At 68.2% G+C, this 18,266-nt stretch carries 14 protein-coding genes and 1 tRNA gene; 2 read left to right on the plus strand and 13 right to left on the minus strand.

The genetic code is table 11. The features are described from left to right. The first annotated feature begins 1 nt into the window (after window position 1). On the plus strand, window positions 2-2,185 hold the full coding sequence (uvrB, locus tag EPA64_RS12200; RefSeq protein ID WP_134726706.1) for an excinuclease ABC subunit UvrB: 2,184 nt from the start codon (window positions 2-4) through the stop codon (window positions 2,183-2,185). A gap of 150 nt (window positions 2,186-2,335) precedes the next feature. On the opposite strand, the gene EPA64_RS12205 is transcribed toward uvrB, so the two are convergent. The 4 genes from EPA64_RS12205 to EPA64_RS12220 all read right to left on the minus strand — a co-directional run bounded on the left by EPA64_RS12205 (window position 2,336) and on the right by EPA64_RS12220 (window position 7,131). Next, window positions 2,336-2,410, minus strand: a tRNA-Val gene (locus EPA64_RS12205). A 62-nt stretch (window positions 2,411-2,472) separates the two neighbouring features. Further along, window positions 2,473-2,985 (minus strand): HU family DNA-binding protein, encoded by a 513-nt coding sequence (locus tag EPA64_RS12210; protein WP_134726632.1) that lies wholly within the window; start codon window positions 2,983-2,985, stop codon window positions 2,473-2,475. Window positions 2,986-3,228: 243 nt separating this feature from the next. After that, a complete protein-coding gene (gene lon, locus EPA64_RS12215; RefSeq protein ID WP_134726633.1) occupies window positions 3,229-5,646 on the minus strand; it encodes an endopeptidase La in 2,418 nt (805 codons plus the stop codon). Between the two features lie 147 nt (window positions 5,647-5,793). After that, a complete protein-coding gene (locus tag EPA64_RS12220) occupies window positions 5,794-7,131 on the minus strand; it encodes an ATP-binding protein (protein ID WP_134726634.1) in 1,338 nt (445 codons plus the stop codon). A 123-nt stretch (window positions 7,132-7,254) separates the two neighbouring features. Between EPA64_RS12220 and EPA64_RS12225 the strand changes: the two genes are divergently transcribed. Further along, window positions 7,255-8,115: an MBL fold metallo-hydrolase gene (locus EPA64_RS12225; protein WP_134726635.1), complete on the plus strand. Its 861-nt coding sequence runs from the start codon at window positions 7,255-7,257 to the stop codon at window positions 8,113-8,115. Between the two features lie 10 nt (window positions 8,116-8,125). Here EPA64_RS12225 and EPA64_RS12230 read toward each other — a convergent pair whose 3' ends face one another. The 9 genes from EPA64_RS12230 to EPA64_RS12270 form a co-directional block, all read right to left on the minus strand. Continuing rightward, on the minus strand, window positions 8,126-9,130 hold the full coding sequence (locus tag EPA64_RS12230) for a sn-glycerol-3-phosphate import ATP-binding protein UgpC (protein ID WP_134726636.1): 1,005 nt from the start codon (window positions 9,128-9,130) through the stop codon (window positions 8,126-8,128). A gap of 2 nt (window positions 9,131-9,132) precedes the next feature. Beyond that, window positions 9,133-9,981 (minus strand): sn-glycerol-3-phosphate ABC transporter permease UgpE, encoded by an 849-nt coding sequence (gene ugpE / locus EPA64_RS12235; RefSeq protein ID WP_134726637.1) that lies wholly within the window; start codon window positions 9,979-9,981, stop codon window positions 9,133-9,135. After that, window positions 9,978-10,859, minus strand: a complete 882-nt coding sequence (gene ugpA, locus EPA64_RS12240; protein ID WP_134726638.1) for a sn-glycerol-3-phosphate ABC transporter permease UgpA — start codon at window positions 10,857-10,859, stop codon at window positions 9,978-9,980. Before ugpA ends, ugpE begins: the two co-directional genes overlap by 4 nt. Window positions 10,860-10,914: 55 nt before the next feature. Further along, a complete protein-coding gene (gene ugpB / locus EPA64_RS12245; RefSeq protein ID WP_134726639.1) occupies window positions 10,915-12,234 on the minus strand; it encodes a sn-glycerol-3-phosphate ABC transporter substrate-binding protein UgpB in 1,320 nt (439 codons plus the stop codon). A 328-nt stretch (window positions 12,235-12,562) separates the two neighbouring features. Further along, window positions 12,563-13,624, minus strand: a complete 1,062-nt coding sequence (locus EPA64_RS12250) for a protein-glutamate methylesterase/protein-glutamine glutaminase (protein WP_134726640.1) — start codon at window positions 13,622-13,624, stop codon at window positions 12,563-12,565. A 92-nt stretch (window positions 13,625-13,716) separates the two neighbouring features. Further along, window positions 13,717-14,469, minus strand: coding sequence for a squalene/phytoene synthase family protein (locus tag EPA64_RS12255; RefSeq protein WP_134726641.1), 753 nt, complete (start codon window positions 14,467-14,469; stop codon window positions 13,717-13,719). Beyond that, on the minus strand, window positions 14,466-16,076 hold the full coding sequence (gene cimA / locus EPA64_RS12260) for a citramalate synthase (protein ID WP_134726642.1): 1,611 nt from the start codon (window positions 16,074-16,076) through the stop codon (window positions 14,466-14,468). Before cimA ends, EPA64_RS12255 begins: the two co-directional genes overlap by 4 nt. Further along, window positions 16,073-17,563: a cysteine--tRNA ligase gene (cysS, locus tag EPA64_RS12265; RefSeq protein ID WP_134726643.1), complete on the minus strand. Its 1,491-nt coding sequence runs from the start codon at window positions 17,561-17,563 to the stop codon at window positions 16,073-16,075. The genes cimA and cysS overlap by 4 nt, the downstream gene beginning before the upstream one ends. Before the next feature lie 157 nt (window positions 17,564-17,720). Then, window positions 17,721-18,206: an Lrp/AsnC family transcriptional regulator gene (locus tag EPA64_RS12270; protein WP_134726644.1), complete on the minus strand. Its 486-nt coding sequence runs from the start codon at window positions 18,204-18,206 to the stop codon at window positions 17,721-17,723. Window positions 18,207-18,266: the final 60 nt, after the last annotated feature.

Below are 18,266 nucleotides of genomic sequence, written 5' to 3' on the forward strand. Positions count from 1 at the left end.
CATGGCCCACAACAACACCAACGCGCCCGTCCTGGTGCCGCTGCCGCCGCGCCGCGAAAAGCTGGAAGGCGGCCGCGCGTTCACGCTGCAGACAGGGTTCGATCCGGCCGGCGACCAGCCCGCCGCCATCGCCGAGCTGTCGCAAGGCGTCATCGCGGGCGAGCGCGACCAGGTGCTGCTGGGCGCGACCGGCACCGGCAAGACCTTTACGATGGCCAAGGTGATCGAGGCGACGCAGCGGCCGGCGATCATCCTTGCCCCCAACAAGACGCTGGCGGCGCAGCTTTACGGCGAGTTCAAGGGGTTCTTCCCCGACAACGCGGTCGAGTATTTCGTCAGCTATTACGACTATTACCAGCCCGAGGCGTATGTGCCCCGGTCCGACACCTATATCGAGAAGGAATCGCAGATCAACGAGGCCATCGACCGGATGCGCCATTCGGCGACGCGGGCGCTGCTGGAACGCGACGATGTGATCATCGTGGCGTCGGTCAGCTGCATCTATGGCATCGGTTCGGTCGAAACCTATTCCGCGATGACGCAGGACATGGTGGTGGGGCAATCCTATGACCAGCGCCAGTTCATCGGCGAACTGGTGGCGCAGCAATACAAGCGGCTGGATACCGCATTCCAGCGCGGCGCATTCCGCGTGCGCGGCGATCTGGTCGAGGTCTGGCCCGCCCACCTTGAGGATCGCGCCTGGCGGTTTTCGTTCTTCGGAAACGAGCTGGAAAGCATCACCGAGTTCGACCCGCTGACCGGGGCGCGCGAGGGCGACTACAAGCAGATCCGCATCTATGCCAACAGCCACTATGTCACCCCCCGCCCGACATTGCAGCAGGCGATCAAGGGGATACGGTCCGAACTTCAGGTCCGGCTGAAGCAGCTGACCGACGAGGGCAAGCTGCTGGAGGCGCAGCGGCTGGAGCAGCGGACGAACTTTGACCTGGAAATGCTGGAGGCGACGGGCGTCTGCAACGGGATCGAGAACTATTCGCGCTATCTGACCGGCCGCGCGCCGGGCGAGCCGCCGCCCACGCTGTTCGAGTTCATCCCCGACAACGCCATCGTCTTTGCCGACGAAAGCCACGTCAGCGTGCCGCAGATCGGCGGCATGTATCGCGGCGACTTCCGGCGCAAGTTCACGCTGGCCGAACATGGATTCCGCCTGCCCAGCTGCATGGACAACCGCCCGCTGAAGTTCGAGGAATGGGACGCGATGCGCCCGCAATCCGTCTTCGTGTCGGCGACGCCCGCGCAATGGGAAATGGACCAGACCGGCGGCGTGTTCACCGAACAGATCATCCGCCCCACCGGCCTGCTGGACCCGGTGATCGAAATCCGCCCCGTCGAAACGCAGGTGGACGACCTGCTGGACGAGGTGCGGCTGGTGGCAAAGCAGGGTTATCGCACGCTGGTCACGACCCTGACCAAGCGCATGGCCGAGGATCTGACCGAATACCTGCACGAACAGGGCATCCGCGTGCGTTACATGCACAGCGACATCGACACGATCGAACGGATCGAGATCCTGCGCGACCTGCGGCTGGGCGCCTATGACGTGCTGGTCGGCATCAACCTGCTGCGCGAGGGGCTGGACATCCCGGAATGCGGGCTGGTCGCGATCCTGGACGCCGACAAGGAGGGCTTCCTGCGGTCCGAAACCTCGCTGATCCAGACCATCGGCCGGGCGGCGCGGAACGTGGACGGGCGGGTGATCCTTTATGCCGACCGCATCACCGGCAGCATGGAACGCGCGATGGCCGAGACCGAGCGCAGGCGGGCCAAGCAGCACGCCTATAACGAGGCGCACGGCATCACCCCGCAGACCGTCCGCAAGAACGTCGAGGACGTTCTGGCGGGCCTGTGGCAGGGCGACACCGATCAGGCGCGGATCACGACAAAGACTGACAAGCCCTTGGTCGGCGCCAACCTGCAGGCCCATCTGGACGCGCTGCGCGCCCAGATGCGCAAGGCCGCCGAGAACCTCGAGTTCGAGGAGGCCGCGCGCCTGCGCGACGAGGTCAAGCGCCTTGAGGCGGTGGAGTTGGCCGTCGCCGACGACCCGCTGGCCCGCCAGCAGGCGGTGGACGAGGCGGCTGACCTGGCCGTCAAGTCCAAGGGCCGGTCCACGGCGGGCCGCGCCGGCCAGCGCGGCGGGAACAAGCGCAGCCGCCGGGGCTGAGGCCGGGACCGCCGCGCGCAAGATGTCCGGGTCGCGGCCTTGGTGTCATGGTGCGCTGCGAGCAATGGCTTTTCACGGCGTGGCCGCGACCCCATGTCGATTGCCGATACGAAAAGAACCGTCCTGCGGGGCAGGACGGTTCTGAAATAATGGTGGGTGATAACGGATTTGAACCGCTGACATCTTCGATGTGAACGAAGCGCTCTACCGCTGAGCTAATCACCCGGTGGACGGCTAGATAGCCGCAGCCGAGCGCCGCCGCAAGGGGTCATCGGCACCAAGTCGCGTCACGCGTCACCATCGGCAACCGGCGCGGCCAAAGCAGTCCCGCTTTCAGCCGCGGCAGGACGGCGCAGGCGCAGGATGATCGCCGGGCCGCCCTTGTCGCCGCGCTGGTTGGCGACGCGGACCTTGCCCAGCGGCGGCAGGGCCAGATCCTCGCCCGCCCCCACGGCACGGCCCAGTTCGGACAGCGCGGCATCGACGACCGCCCGGACCTGCGCCCGCGGCTGGCCGGTTGTGGCGACGATCCTGTCCAGGAACTCGCGCTTTTGCAGGGTCAGGGGCGCGGCATCCGCAGGCGCCGCATCGTCGCGGGCGCTTTCCTCTGGCGCCTTATCCCCGGGTGCTGCAGCGGCGGCGGGGCGCGCCTTGCCCGGCTTGTTGTCGTCACGGGGCTTGCGGTCGCGCTTGCCCCCCTTGCCGGCCTTTCCGGCCTTGGGTTCGCGGGTCGCCGGTGCCGGCGACGGCAGCGGCTCGTCCCCGCCCGAGTCGTCCGGACGGCGCTTGGCGTCTTTCATGCTGAACCTCTGCAATAAAATAAAAACTTTCGGCATCCTAATGAGGTTGCCCCTGCGACCGCGTCAAGCCCCCGCCCGGCGCGGCTGAAATGGAAAAGGGGCGCCGCACACGCGACGCCCCCTGTAAGCCCGTGTCCGGTCGCGCGTTGATAGGCCAGCCTCAAGCCCCTGCCCGGCCCGGTTGGAATGGAAAAGGGGCGCCGCAAACGCGACGCCCCCTGTAAGCCCGTGTCCGGTCGCGCCTCAATGGGCCAGCGTCAAGCCCCCCGCGCCGCCGTCGCGCAGCGCGGCAATGCGGGTCGCCTCGGCCGCCTCATAGGCCGCCTCGTCCCAGTCCATCGGCTCGGGCATGCGCACCAACGCGTGGCGCAGCACCTCGCGGACGTTCGAGACGGGGATGATGGTCAGCCCCTCCTTTACGTTCGCCGGGATGTCGGCCAGATCCTTGGCGTTTTCCTGCGGGATCAGCACCGTCTTGATGCCGCCGCGCAGGGCGGCCAGCAGCTTCTCCTTCAGTCCGCCGATGGCCAGCGCGTTGCCGCGCAGCGTGACCTCTCCGGTCATCGCCACGTCCTTGCGGACGGGGATGCCGGTCATCACGCTGACGACCGACGTGACCATCGCCAGACCCGCTGACGGGCCGTCCTTGGGCGTCGCGCCCTCGGGGACGTGGACGTGGATGTCGCGTTTCGAGAACTGGGGCGGCTCGATGCCCAGCTCTGGCGCAACCGACCGCACAAAGCTGGCGGCGGCGTCGATGGATTCCTTCATCACGTCGCCCAGTTTCCCGGTCGTCTTCATCACGCCCTTGCCGGGCAGCTTCAGCGCCTCGATCTGCAGCAGATCGCCGCCGGTCTGCGTCCACGCCAGACCCGTCACCACGCCGACCTGATCGTCCTGTTCGGCCAGGCCATAGCGGTGCCGGCGGACGCCCAGATAGCCCTCGGCCGTCTCGGGCGTGACCTCGACCGAGGTCGCCCGACCCTTGAGGATCTCGGTCACGGCTTTGCGGGCCAGCTTGGCGATCTCGCGTTCCAGGTTCCGCACCCCCGCCTCGCGGGTGTAATAGCGGATGACATGGGTCAGCGCCTCGTCGGTGACCGAGAACTCGCCCTTGCGCAGGCCGTTGGCCTTGATCTGCTTGGGCAGCAGGTGCCCCTTGGCGATCTCGCGCTTCTCGTCCTCGGTATAGCCGGCCAGCGGGATGATCTCCATCCGGTCCAGAAGCGGACCCGGCATGTTATAGCTGTTGGCCGTGGTCAGGAACATCACGTTGGACAGGTCGTATTCCACCTCGAGATAGTGGTCCACGAAGGTCGCGTTCTGTTCCGGGTCCAGCACCTCAAGCATGGCCGACGCCGGGTCGCCACGGAAATCCTGCCCCATCTTGTCGATCTCGTCGAGCAGGATGAGCGGGTTCGTGGTCTTGGCCTTTTTCAGCGCCTGGATGATCTTGCCGGGCATCGAGCCGATATAGGTCCGCCGGTGACCCCGGATCTCGGATTCGTCGCGCACGCCGCCTAGCGAGATGCGGATGAACTCGCGTCCCGTGGCCTTGGCGACCGACTTGCCCAGCGAGGTCTTGCCGACGCCGGGCGGGCCGACGAGGCACAGGATCGGGCCTTTCAGCTTGTCGCTGCGGGTCTGCACGGCCAGGTATTCGACGATCCGTTCCTTGACCTTTTCCAAGCCATAGTGATCGGCGTCTAGCACCTTTTCGGCCGCGACAAGGTCGCGCCGGGTGCGCGACTTGACGCCCCACGGCAGCGCCAGCAGCCAATCCAGATAGTTGCGGCTGACCGTCGCCTCGGCCGACATCGGCGACATCGACTTCAGCTTCTTCAGCTCGCCCTCGGCCTTTTCGCGCGCTTCCTTGCTGAACTTGGTGGCGGCGATCTTCTGCTCCAGCTCGGCCAGCTCGTTCTGGCCGTCCTCGCCGTCGCCCAGCTCGCGCTGGATCGCCTTCATCTGCTCGTTCAGGTAATACTCGCGCTGCGTCTTCTCCATCTGGTTCTTGACGCGGCTCTTGATCTTCTTTTCGACCTGCAGCACCGACATTTCGCCCTGCATCAGGCCATAGACCTTCTCAAGGCGCTTGGCGACGTCCAGCGTCTCAAGCAAATCCTGCTTTTTCAGGATGTCGATGCCCAGATGGCCGGATACGAGGTCCGCCAGCCGGGCGGGATCGCGGGCCTCGGCCACGGAGGACACGGCCTCTTCGGGGATGTTCTTGCGGATCTTGACGTAACGCTCGAACTCGTCGGCCACGGCGCGCACCATCGCCACGGACGCCTCGGCGTCGCCGCCGGTTTCCGACAGCGGTTCGACCGCCGCCTCGAAATAGTCGTCGTTGTCGGCGAACTGGGTGATGCGGACGCGCGACTGCCCCTCGACCAGCACCTTGACGGTGCCGTCGGGCAGTTTCAGCAGCTGCAGCACGTTGGCCAGCACGCCGGTGGAAAAGATGCCGTCGGTGGCCGGTTCGTCGATGGACGCGTCGCGCTGCGCGGCCAGCAGGATCGGGCGATCCTGTTCCATCACCGCCTCAAGCGCGCGCACCGATTTCTCGCGCCCCACGAACAGCGGAACGATCATGTGCGGGAACACCACGATGTCGCGCAGCGGCAGGACCGGATGGGTGCTGGTGTAAGTCTCGGTCATCTGAGTTCCTTTCTTGCCCGGAACGGGCGCCCCCAAGGCGGGCAGCGCGTCATTCCTGCTTGCGATCAATCTAGGTGCAGCAGGGCCGTGCTGCAATGGTGGGGCGTTCGCGCGATGTTCACTCAATAGATCGAGTTGGAACGATCCTCAGCGCGGGATCACGATTTCGGCCCGCAGCCCGCCCAGCCGGTCGCCATCGCTCAGCCGCAGCTGGCCGCCATGCGCGCGGGCGATGTCGGCGGCGATGGCCAGCCCCAGCCCCGCCCCCTGCCCCCGGTCGCGGTTGCGCGCGGCGTCCAGCCGGACGAACGGGCGCAGCGCGTCGTCGCGGCGCTCGGCCGGGATGCCCGGACCGTCATCCTCGACGGTGATGCGAAAGCTGCGTGCGGTCACGGCGGCGTCCACCTGCGCCCTTGTGCCGTGGCGCACGGCGTTGCCGATCAGGTTCTCTACGGCCCGGCGCATGGCCTGGGGGCTGAAATGCGCCAGCGCCTCGACCCCGCCCTGCATCGTGCCGACCGAGACGGGCTGCCCGCCCCGCTGCGCGTCCGCCACGACGGACTGCACAAAGGGGATCGCCGCCCGCGCCTCGGCCGGGGTGTCCTGCGCCGCGTCGCGGGCGTGTTCCAGAAAGGCGTCGATCATCGCGCCCATCTCGGCCACGTCGCGTTCCATGTCGCGGATCTCGTCATCCTCGGGGGGCAGGTCGGGGGACAGCATCGACAGGCCCAGCCGCAGCCGGGTCAGCGGCGTGCGCAGATCGTGGCTGATCCCGGACAGCATCAGCTTGCGCTGCTCGTTCTGGCGCTCGATGCGGTTGCGCATGTCCAGGAAGGCGGTGCCCGCGCTGCGCACCTCGATGGCGCCCGCAGGGCGATAGGGTTCCACCCGGCCGCGGCCATAGGCCTCGGCGGCCACGGCAAGCCGGCGGATCGGGCGCATCTGGTTGCGAAGGAAGATCGTGGCGATGGCCGTCATCAGGGCCGAGGTCAGGATCATCAGCACCAGCAGCTGGTGGGGGTTCGACGCGGTCAGCCGGGTGCGCGGAAACGCCAGGGCAAACGGGCGCGGGCCGTCCAGGGCGACCACCACGCGGCGCAGGTCGGACAGATCGACGGCGCGGACGGCGGGAATGCGGGCGCGCAGTTCGGCGATCACCACCCGTCCCGACAGGTCATAGAACACCCGCCGGTCCGCCAGACCGGGGGGCGGCGGCAGTTGCAGGGTCAGGCCCAACGGCTCGGCCACGCGCCGGCCCGCCGCCAGCGCCGCTGCGTCATCGGGGGCCTGCGCCACAAGATCGGCGACCAGCGCCAGTTCCGCCGCGGCGGTCGCCGACATCTGGCGGGTCACATCCTCGAAATGGCGCTGCAGGAACATGACGCCGACCACCAGCGTCACGACCACGACCGGCAGGAACAGGATCAGCGCGGCCCGGCCGTAAAGCCCGCGCGGCATCAGATGCTTGAGCCATGAGAAGTTCATGCGCGCCTCATCGCGCCAGACTAGCGGCGGGCGGGCGGCTGCGAAAGGGCGGGCGATGCGGCTTGCGCCCGGCGGCCGCGGGCTGTCTGCTGCGGCGCGATGGCGATCCCATAGGCAGGCATGATGACCGAGATACCCGTGCGCGTGCTGACCGCGGCGAACCCGTCCGCCCTGACCGGGCCGGGCACGAACAGCTTTCTGATCGGGCGCGAGGCGGTGGCCGTCGTGGACCCCGGCCCCGACCTGCCCGGCCATGTCGATGCGATCCTGGCGGCGGCGGGTCCGGGACGGATCACGCATATCCTTGTGACGCACCCGCATCTTGACCATTCCGGCGCGGTGCCCCGGCTGGCGGCGGCCACGGGCGCGCCGGTCATGGCCTTCGGCGCGCCGGACGCGGGCCGTTCGCCAGTGATGGACAGGCTTGCGGCCCTGGGCCAGCTGGCCCCGTCCGAAGGCGTGGACCACGGCTTTCGCCCCGACGTCGTCCTGCCGGACGGCGCGGTGATCGAGACCGACGAATGGCGGATCGAGGCGCTGCACACGCCGGGCCACATGGGTTGCCACCTGTCGTTCGCCCTGGGTGACCGCATCCTGTGCGGCGACGTGGTGATGGACTGGACGACGACGCTGATCTCTCCGCCCGACGGGGATGTCGCGGATTACCTGCGGGCGCTGGACCGGCTGGCGGCGCGGGGCGCGCGGACGCTGTTGCCGGCGCATGGGGGGCCGGTCCGCGACCCGGCGGCGCGGCTGGCCGAACTGGCCGCGCACCGGCGCGCGCGCACCGCGCAGATCCTGACCGCGCTGGAGGCCGGGCCGGGCCGCGCGTCCGATCTGGCGGCGCGGGTCTATGACATTGCCCCTGCCCTGCTGCCGGCGGCGACGCGCAACGTGCTGGCGCATCTGGTGGCGCTGGCGGACCTTGGCGCGGTCGCAGCCGATCCGCGGATCGCCGCCGACGCCATCTGGCGCAGGGCCTGAGGGCCGCCGGTCAGTTGATCCGCTTGCCGCTTGTTGCGTCGAACAGATGGACCGCGCCCTCGGCCACGGCCAGCTGCAGCCGGTCGCCCAGGGGCGCATCGACGGGCAGCACGGCGGTGATCGGCTGGCCGCCGGTGTGGCCGTGGACCAGCCGGGTCGCGCCCAGCTCCTCGACCGCGCGGAGCGTCATGGCGACGGGGCCGCGCGCGTCAAGGCGCAGGTCTTCGGGGCGGATGCCGACCACGGCGCCCGCGGGCGCATCCGCAAAGGGCAGCGCGGCGGCGGGGACAAGGTTCATCGCCGGGCTGCCGATGAAACCCGCGACAAAGGTCGACGCCGGGCGGCGATAGACGTCAAGGGGCGTGCCGATCTGTTCGACCCGCCCCCCGTTCAGCACCACCAGCCGGTCGGCGAGCGTCATCGCCTCAAGCTGGTCGTGGGTGACATAGACCGAGGTCGTGCCCAGCCGCGTCTGCAGCGCCTTGATTTCCAGCCGCATGGTGCCGCGCAGCTTGGCGTCCAGGTTCGACAGCGGCTCGTCGAACAGGAACGCCGCCGGTTCGCGCACGATGGCGCGGCCCATCGCCACGCGCTGGCGCTGGCCGCCGGACAGGGCGCGGGGCTTGCGGTCCAGGAACGGGCCGATCTGCAGGATCTCGGCCGCCTCGGCCACGCGGCGGTCGATCTCGGCCCGCGGGGTGCGGCGGTTCTTTAGCCCATAGGCCAGGTTCTGGCGGACCGACATATGCGGGTAAAGCGCATAGTTCTGGAACACCATCGCGATGTCGCGGTCGGCCGGTTCGACGTCGTTGACCACGCGCCCGCCGATGCGGACCTGCCCGTCGGTGATGCTTTCCAGCCCCGCGATCATCCGCAGCAGCGTCGATTTTCCGCAGCCGGACGGGCCGACCAGCACGATGAACTCGCCATCCGCGATGTCCAGGTTGACGTCGCCCACGGCGCGGCTGCCTTGGGCATAGACCTTGCCGAGGTTGTCGAGGGTGATCGCAGCCATTCCTATTTCTCCGTCTCGACAAGGCCCTTGACGAACAGCCTCTGCATCCCGACGACGACCAGCACCGGCGGCAGCATGGCCAGCACGGCGGTCGCCATCACCAGATGCCACTGGGGCAGGCCGTCAACGGCGTCGGCCATGCGCTTGATGCCCGCGACGATGGTGTAATACTTGGGGTCGGTGGTGATCAGCAGCGGCCACAGATACTGGTTCCAGCCATAGATGAACAGGATCACGAACAGCGCCGCCATGTTGGTGCGCGACAACGGCAGCAGGATGTCGCGGAAGAACCGCAACGGCCCCGCCCCGTCGATGCGCGCGGCCTCGGTCAGCTCGTCCGGGATGGTCAGGAACACCTGCCGGAACAGGAACGTGGCGGTCGCGCTGGCGATCAGCGGGATCGACAGCCCGGCATAGCTGTTCAGCATCCCAAGGTCGGCCACCACCTTGAAGGTCGGCACGATCCGCACCTCGACCGGCAGCATCAGCGTGACGAAGATCGCCCAGAACGCCAGCCGGCGGAACGGAAACCGGAAATAGACGATGGCAAAGGCCGAGGTGATCGAGATCGCGATCTTTCCCAGCGCGATCGCCAGCGCCATGATCAGGCTGTTCAGCATCATCGGCCCGATGGGCGGGGTGCCGCTGGTGGACACGCCCTGCCCGAACATATGCGCATAGTTTTCCACGAAATGCGGGCCGGGCCACATCGGCACGCGCCCCGACATGAAATCCGTCGCCGTGTGGGTCGAGGCGACGAACGCCACCCACAGCGGCATGGCGACAATGGCGACGCCCAGGATCAGCACCAGATGCGCCAGCAAGGTCAGGACAGGACGGTTCTCGATCATGAATAGGCCACCCGCCGTTCGACCCACCGGAACTGGATCACCGTCAGAACGATGACGATCGCCATCAGCACCACCGACTGCGCCGCCGACGAACCGAGGTTCTGCCCGATGAAGCCGTCGAAATAGACCTTGTAGACAAGGATGTTCGTGGCCTGCGCCGGCCCGCCCTCGGTCGTGGCGTCGATGACGGCGAAGGTTTCGAACATGGCATAGACGATGTTCACGACCAGCAGGAAGAAGGTCGTCGGCGACAACAGCGGCAGGGTGATGGTCCAGAACCGCTTGACCGGCCCCGCGCCGTCGATGGCCGCAGCCTCGCGCAGGCTGGCGGGGATGGATTGCAGCCCGGCGACGAAGAACAGGAAGTTATAGCTGATCTGCTTCCACGCGCTGGCGATCACCACCAGGGTCATCGCGTCGGATTTCGAGCTGATGTGGTTCCAGTCATAGCCGATCCCGCGCAGCACATAGGGCAGCACGCCCACCGTCGGGTTGAAGATGAACCACCACAGGATGCCCGCGACGGCCGGCGCCACCGCATAGGGCCAGACCAGCGCCGTCGTATAGGCCCGCGCGCTTGACCGCATCCGGTCCACCGCCAGCGCCAGCAGCAGCGCCAGCCCCATCGACAGCGCCGTGACCGCGACCGCGAACACCGCCGTCACCCGCAGCGAGTTCATGTATTCCGCGCTGTCGGTCAGCGCCGCATAATTCGCAAGGCCGACGAAGGTGGTCGAGATGCCGAACGCGTCCTGGCGCAGAAAGCTTTGCCAGATCGCCTGCGCGGCCGGCCACAGGAAAAAGATCGCCGTCACCGCAAGCTGGGGGGCCAGCAGCAGCCACGGCAGCAGTTGGCTGTTGAAGATCGTGCGTTTCATCGGATGTCCGGCGCGCTCGGATGGGGGCCGCCGACCGGCAGCCCCCGCCCCGTGATCACTGGCTTTGCGCCGCGAAATCCTCGATCAGCTTGTTGCCGCGTTCGACGACCGCGTCCAGCGACTGCTGGGCGGTCTTGGAACCGGCCAGCATCTGCTCGAACTCTTCGTCGATGATGCCGCGGATCTGGACATAATTGCCGAACCGCAGACCCTTGGAGTTCTCGGTCGGCGGGTTCAGCGTGATCTGCTGCAGCCCGGTTTCCGCGCCGGGGTTCTGGTCGTAATACCCCTGCGATTTCGTCAGGTCATAGGCCGCCTGCGTGATCGGCAGATAACCCGAGAACTGGTGCCAGTCTGCCTGCACCTCGGGGCTGGACAGATAGCTGAAGAACTGGGCCGCGCCCTTGTATTCCTCGGCCGGGCGCCCCTCCAGCACCCACAGCGACGCGCCGCCGATGATCGAGTTCTGCGGCGCGCCCTCGACATCGTCGTAATAGGGCAGCATGCCGAAGCCCAGGTCGAAATCCTTGGCGTTGGCGATCACGCCCGCCCGGCTGGCCGAGCTGTTCATGACCATCGCGCATTCCTGGCTGTAGAACATGGGGGGCGCGTTGTCGCCGCCGACCGGGCCGCCGTATTTGAACAGGCCCTCGTCCGCCCATTTCTTGAGATTGCCCCAGTGCTTGACCTGCACCGGCCCGTTCAGCGTCAGCCGGGCCGTGGGGCCGCCGATGCCGTTCTGTTCGGTGCCGATGGGCTGGTTGTGCCACGCCGAGAAGTTCTCGGTCTGGATCCAGGACACCCAGCCGGTGGTAAAGCCGCAGGGGGCCGCCCCCGAGTCCTTGATCTTCTTCGAGAACTGCTCGACCTCGGCCCAGGTCTTGGGCGGGGCGTTCGGGTCCAGGCCCGCCTTTTCGAACACGGTCTTGTTGTAATACAGGATCGGGGTCGAGCTGTTGAACGGCATCGACAGCATGTTGCCCGCGGTATCGGTGTAATACCCCACGACGGCGGGCAGGAACGCCTGCGGATCGAAGGCCGCGCCCTCGTCCTTCATCAGCTGATGGACCGGCCGGATCGCGCCCTCGGCCGCCATCATGGTGCCGGTGCCGACCTCGAAGACCTGCACGATCGCGGGCTGCTGCTTGGCCCGGAACGCCGAGATCGCGGCCGTCATCGTCTCGGGGTAGGTACCCTTGTAGCTGGGGACGACGGTGAACTCGTCCTGGCTGTCGTTGAAGCCCTTCACGATCTCTTCCAGCTTGGCGCCCAGCTCGCCCCCCATCGCGTGCCACCACTGGATTTCGGTTTTCGCCTGCGCGGCGCCCATCGTGGCGATCAGTGCCGCGGCCGAGGTCATCAGAAGACGGTTCATGTCGGTCCCTTGTTTGTCGTGCGTATCAAGGCGGTTGCAACAGGCGGAAGACTAGCGCCGCATCGCGACAGTTTGTTGACAGTCCCGTGAGGATGCAGGCTGGCACGCCTTGGCGCAAGCCGCTTGACGCGCCCGCGAGAAAGCCGCCGACGACGCCGGGACCGCAGCAGCCCGAAACGCGGCATGCCCAGAACTGAACTCGACACGCCCGACGGGACCGGACTTGCGGCGCACACCGGGCAGGATCTGTTCGCCTTTGGGCGCCAGAGGATGGCCGCCCGCCGTTTCAGCCGTGAACGCGTGGGCGCGTCGTGGACCCGCGCAACGGTCATGCCCGACCGCCGCGCCCGGCCAACGCCCCGACGCCCCGGCCGGACGCGGCCAGGATTTCGCGGGCCATGTCATGCAGGGCGACCATGCGGTCCACCGCGCCCAGTTCCTGCGCCACGCGCGGCATGCCGAAGACGACGCAGCTTTGCTGATCCTGCGCCAGGCAGACGCTGCCCGCGCGGCGCATCGCCAGCATGCCCTGCGCCCCGTCGCGCCCCATCCCGGTCAGCAGCACCGCCACGGCGTTGCCCCCCAGCGGCAGCGCGGATTCGAACAGCACGTCGGCGGACGGACGGTGGCCGCCCCGGCGATCCGACTGCACCAGCCGGCAGACGGGGGCCAGACGCGCGTCGATGGTCAGGTGGGTGTCGCCGCCCGGCGCGATATGGACGTGGCCCGGCACCAGCGGCGCGCCGCTGGCGGCAAGCTGCACCGTCGGCGCCACGCGCGCGTTCAGCCGGCCTGCAAGGCTGGCCAGAAAGCCCGCCGGCATGTGCTGGACGATCACCGTGGGCGGGCAGTTCGCCGGATACTCGGCCAGGATACGCTCCAGCGCCTCGACCCCGCCGGTGGACGAACCGATCAGCACAAAGCGGCCGTTCCAGACGAACCCGCCTTGCGGCGGCGCTGGACGGATGCCCGCGGTGCGGCGCCCCAGTGGCGATATGCGCGCCGTCGACGCGGCCACCACCAGATCGGGCAGCGCGGCAAAGGCCGTGGCCGAGGCGGTGCCGGCAGGCTTGCCCACGCAGTCGACGGCGCCAAGCGCCAGCGCCTCGATCGCGGCTGCGCTGCCGCCGTGGGTTTCGGTGGACACCATGATGACCGGCATCGGCCGCGTCGCCATCAGGCGCCGCAGGAAATCCAGCCCCGACATGCCGGGCATCTCGACATCCAGGGTCAGCACGTCGGGGTCCAGCTCGGCCATGCGCTGGCGGGCGTGGGCGGCGTCGCGCGCCTCGCCCACGACCACGATCCGCGGGTCGGCGGACAGCGCCAGCCGGATCAGCCGGCGCATGGTCAACGAGTCGTCGACGATCAGGACGCGGACCGGACGCATGTCAGCGGTCTGCCGGCTGAGGAAACAGGAACATGCGCCGCCCATGCGATTCGATTGCGCCCCGACGCTCGCACAGACCGCTGAAGAACCGGTTAAGCCGCGCCGATCCACCAGCGCCCGGTCAGCGCCAGCCGGGCAAGCGCGGCGCGGCGCGCGAACTCGGACACGGGGCGCGGCGCGCCCCCCGCTGCCGCGGCGTCCAGCACCGTCTGCGGCCCGACGCCCGCGAACAGCACGGCGGACGCCGCGCGCGGGATCGGCCGCCGTTCCGCCGCGGCGCGGGCAAGTGCCGCGCGCCCCGTCGCCGCCAGTTCCGCCGCGTGGCCCGCGTCGGGCCGCGACCAGCCCATGCCCATTCCCCGCAGCGCGGGTTCCGCCCGCAGCCAGGCCACGATGGCCGCACCCTGCCCCTGCGCCCGAACCGCGGGACCGTGCCCGCCCAGTTCGGCGGCCGCCCAGGTCATCACCGCGCCGCCGGTCGCCGCGGCGTAATCCGCCGCCTCGGCCGCAGCGGCAAAGGGACGGCGCGCGGCGTCGCGGCGCCGCGCCTCGGCCAGCGCCGCGAACCGCGCGGCCCGGTCCCCCCAGGCGGCCCACAGCGGCGTCAGCAGTTCATGCGGCGGCGGCGGGCCGTCCGCCAGCCCGGCCAGCCGGTCCACCCACCACTGCACCCGCATTTCCGCGATCAGCGGGTCGCGCGCGGCAAGCGGCGTCCGCGCCAGTTCCAGGTTCAGGGCGTAAAGCGTGATCAGCCGCGGGCGCGCCGCGCGGGGCGCCATCAGCGCCATCGCCAGCCGGTCGGGGTCGCCCGTCTGCAGCGTGCCGGTCAGCGCCTCAAGGCTCATGCGGCGGCGTCGCGGATCAGCTTCCAGCGGATCGCCTCGACCAGCGCCTCGAAGCTTGCGTCCACGATGTTCGGGGACACGCCCACGGTCGACCACGCGGTGCCGCGGCCATCGACGGAATCGATGGTGACGCGCGTCACCGCGTCGGTGCCCGCGCCGATGATGCGGACGCGGAAATCGGCCAGCGCCATGTCGTCGATGGACGACTGCCACGGTCCCAGATCCTTGGCCAGCGCGCCCCACAGCGCGTTGACCGGCCCCGCATCGTTGCCTTGGGCGTCCACGCTGTCGCTGACCGACATCACGCGCGCGCCGCCGATGCTGGCGACGACCACCGCCTCGGACACGGAAATGCGCCGCCCGGCGGCGTTCACGCGGCGCTCGACGGTGACGCGGTAACGCTCGACCTCGAAGAAGGCGGGCAGCAGGCCCAGTTCGGCGCGGGCCAGCAGCTCGAACGAGGCTTGCGCGCTGTCATAGGCATAGCCCTGATCCTCGCGGTCCTTGACGGTGGTCAGGATGCGGGCCAGCGCGGGGTCGCCCGGTTCGACCGCGATGCCGGCGCCTGCCAGCCGCGCGCGCAGGTTCGACTGTCCCGCCTGGTTCGACATCGGGATCACCCGGGCGTTGCCGACCGCAGCCGGCGCGACGTGTTCATAGGTTTCGGGCGCCTTCAGGATGGCGCTGGCGTGCAGCCCCGCCTTGTGGGCGAATGCCGAGGCGCCGACATAGGGGGCCGAGCGCAGCGGGACGCGGTTCAGGATTTCGTCCAACCGGCGCGAGATGCGGGTCAGATCGGCCAGCGCATCCGCCGCGATGCCGGTTGTCAGGGTGGAGCGGAACGGCTCTTTCAGCAGCAGGGTCGGGATCAGCGTCGTCAGGCTGGCGTTGCCGCAGCGTTCGCCCAGCCCGTTCAGCGTGCCCTGCACCTGCCGCGCGCCAGCGGCGACGGCCGCCAGCGTTCCGGCCACGGCATTGCCGGTGTCGTCGTGGGTGTGGATGCCCAGCCGGTCACCGGGGATGCCCGCCGCGATGACCTGCGCCGTGACCTCGCCGATGCGGTCGGGCAGCGTGCCGCCGTTGGTGTCGCACAGCACGACCCAGCGCGCGCCTGCGTCCAGCGCCGCCCGCAGGCAGTCCAGCGCATAGCCGGGGTTGGCGGCGTGGCCGTCAAAGAAGTGTTCGGCGTCAAAGATCGCCTCGCGCCCCTGCGCCACGACATGGGCGACGGATGCGGCGATGTTGTCGAGGTTCTCGGCCAGGGTGATCCCCAGCGCCTCGTGGACGTGATAGTCGTGGGTCTTGCCGACGAGGCAGACGGCGGGCGTCCGTGCATCCAGCACCGCCGCCAGCACGTCGTCGTTTTCCGCCGACCGCCCGGCGCGTTTCGTCATGCCGAAGGCGGTCATGGTGGCGCGCGTCGGGGGCGCGGCGGCGAAGAAATCGCTGTCAGTCGGGTTCGCGCCCGGCCAGCCGCCCTCGATATAGTCCACCCCCAGCGCGTCGAGCATGACCGCGATTTCCGTTTTCTCGGCGGCGGAGAACTGGACGCCCTGCGTCTGCTGGCCGTCGCGGAGGGTGGTGTCGTAGAGGGTGAGGCGGGTCATTGCACAGTTCGCAGCATGTTTGCCACGGCATCAAGGAGCTGCTGAGCGACTTTAGTATCGCGCGGAGTTACCCACTTGAAGTCGCATGTGGTCGTTCCAAGTTGGACGGAAATACCCAAATCCGTTAGACCGTTCTTAATCGCATCCGCGCGATTATAGTCGCTGACACGCCGCGCTTCTTGAAGTCTTCGGCCGATTTCTCCGAGCGTTTCTTTTATCTCTCTTTCGACAGCAGTCGGCATTGTCCAAGATCCTAATTCAGGCGCGAGCAATCCCAATAATTGCGCAGAGGCGCAAAAGGAGGCTCTCAAGCCTATGAAATGGTCAGTGCTCCCCGTCATCGCTTCCTTCACCATGACGTGCAGCCGCGAGATTGCTGCCGACGTGTTCAGGTCGTCCGCCAGTGCGGCGAGAACTTGTGGATCTGGATCTGATGAAGTTGTGCAATGCTCGACAAACGTATGCCATTCTCGCAACGTCGCCTCCGCCTCCCGCACCTTCTCCGCCGTCCAGTCCATCGGCTTGCGATAATGCGTCATCAGGAACACATACCGGATCACCTCGCCCGGTATCCCCTGATCCAGCAGATCCCGCACGGTGAAGAAATTGCCCAGGCTCTTGGACATCTTCTTGCCCTCGACCTGCAGCATTTCATTATGCAGCCAGACGCGGGCGAAATCGTCGTGGGGATAGGCGCAGCAGCTTTGCGCGATCTCGTTTTCGTGGTGGGGGAACTGCAGGTCGATGCCGCCGCCGTGGATGTCGAAGGACCGGCCCAGCAGCGCCTCGGACATGGCGGAACACTCGATGTGCCAGCCGGGGCGGCCACGACCCCAGGGGCTGTCCCAGCCGGGAGTTTCGGCGTCGGACGGCTTCCACAGGACGAAATCCATCGGGTCGCGCTTGAAAGGGGCGACCTCGACCCGCGCGCCGGCGATCATGTCGTCGACCGACCGGCCGGAGAGCCGGCCATAGGCGGGATAGGACCGCACGTCGAACAGCACATGCGCCTCGGCCGCATAGGCGTGGCCCGTGGCGATCAGGCGTTCGATCATCGCGATCATCTGGGGGATATAGGCCGTCGCGCGCGGCTCGGCCCGGTCGCTGACCTCGCCCCGGATCGCCGGGCGCAGCGCGCCCAGGGCGTCCATGTCGGCGTGATACCAGCCGATGGTCTCGGCCGTGCGTTCGGCGATCAGCGTTTCCAGCGGGCGCGCATCGCCGGCCTGCTGGCGAGCCAGCGCGGCCGCGTTGATCTTGTCGTCCACATCGGTGAAGTTGCGGACATAGGTGACGTGATCCGCGCCATAGACATGGCGCAGCAGGCGATACAGCACGTCGAACACCACCACGGGGCGCGCGTTGCCCAGATGCGCGCGGTCATAGACGGTCGGCCCGCACAGATACATCCGCACGTCGGCGGGGTTCAGCGGTTCGAACCGCTCTTTCCGGCGGGTCCGGGTGTTGGTCAGCTTGATCTCGACCATGATTTCCCCTTTGGCGGGGTTCATGTCACGCGTGAACGGCCCGCCTGTCGCGTGTCAGACGGTAATGCAGCAGATGGTTGCGGCCAGTGCGCTCATGCCGCCCCGCTTATCAGCGCCGGTGCGGCCCGGCAAGCGGCGGGGCGCGGCGGAATCGCGGTCAGCGGTCGCGGGTGTTGACCGGGTAGGCGGTCGTATAGCGCAGCCGTTCCATCGCGAAATGCGAGGTCACGTTCTTGATCGGCACGGCATCGGTCAGCGCCCGGTAAAATCGGTCGAACGCCGCCATGTCCGGCACCACGACGCGCAGCAGATAGTCGATGTCCCCCGCCATCCGCCACGTCTCCATCACCTCGGGCAGGGCCTCGATGGCGCGGGCGAATGTCTGACGCCATTCCGGCCCATGCTCGGGCGCCTCGATGCTGACAAAGACGGTCAGGCCGAGGCCCAGCATCGCCGGATTGGCCAGCGCCACCCGCCCGGTCAGCACGCCGGTGCTTTCCAGTCTCTGGATACGCTTCCAGCAGGGCGTCTGGGACAGGCCCACCCTGTCGGCGATCTGGGCGATGGGGGTGTTCGCGTCCGACATCAGCACGGCCACGATTTTGCGGTCGATCAGGTCCAGCGGCGCGGCGGCATCGGGCATGGGCGACTCCTCTCACCGCAAAGGATGCCGGAAAAACGACTAATGTCTAGCAGCTTTGTC

Origin of the sequence: Paracoccus luteus (assembly GCF_004522155.1) — a bacterium.
GTDB lineage: Bacteria > Pseudomonadota > Alphaproteobacteria > Rhodobacterales > Rhodobacteraceae > Paracoccus > Paracoccus luteus.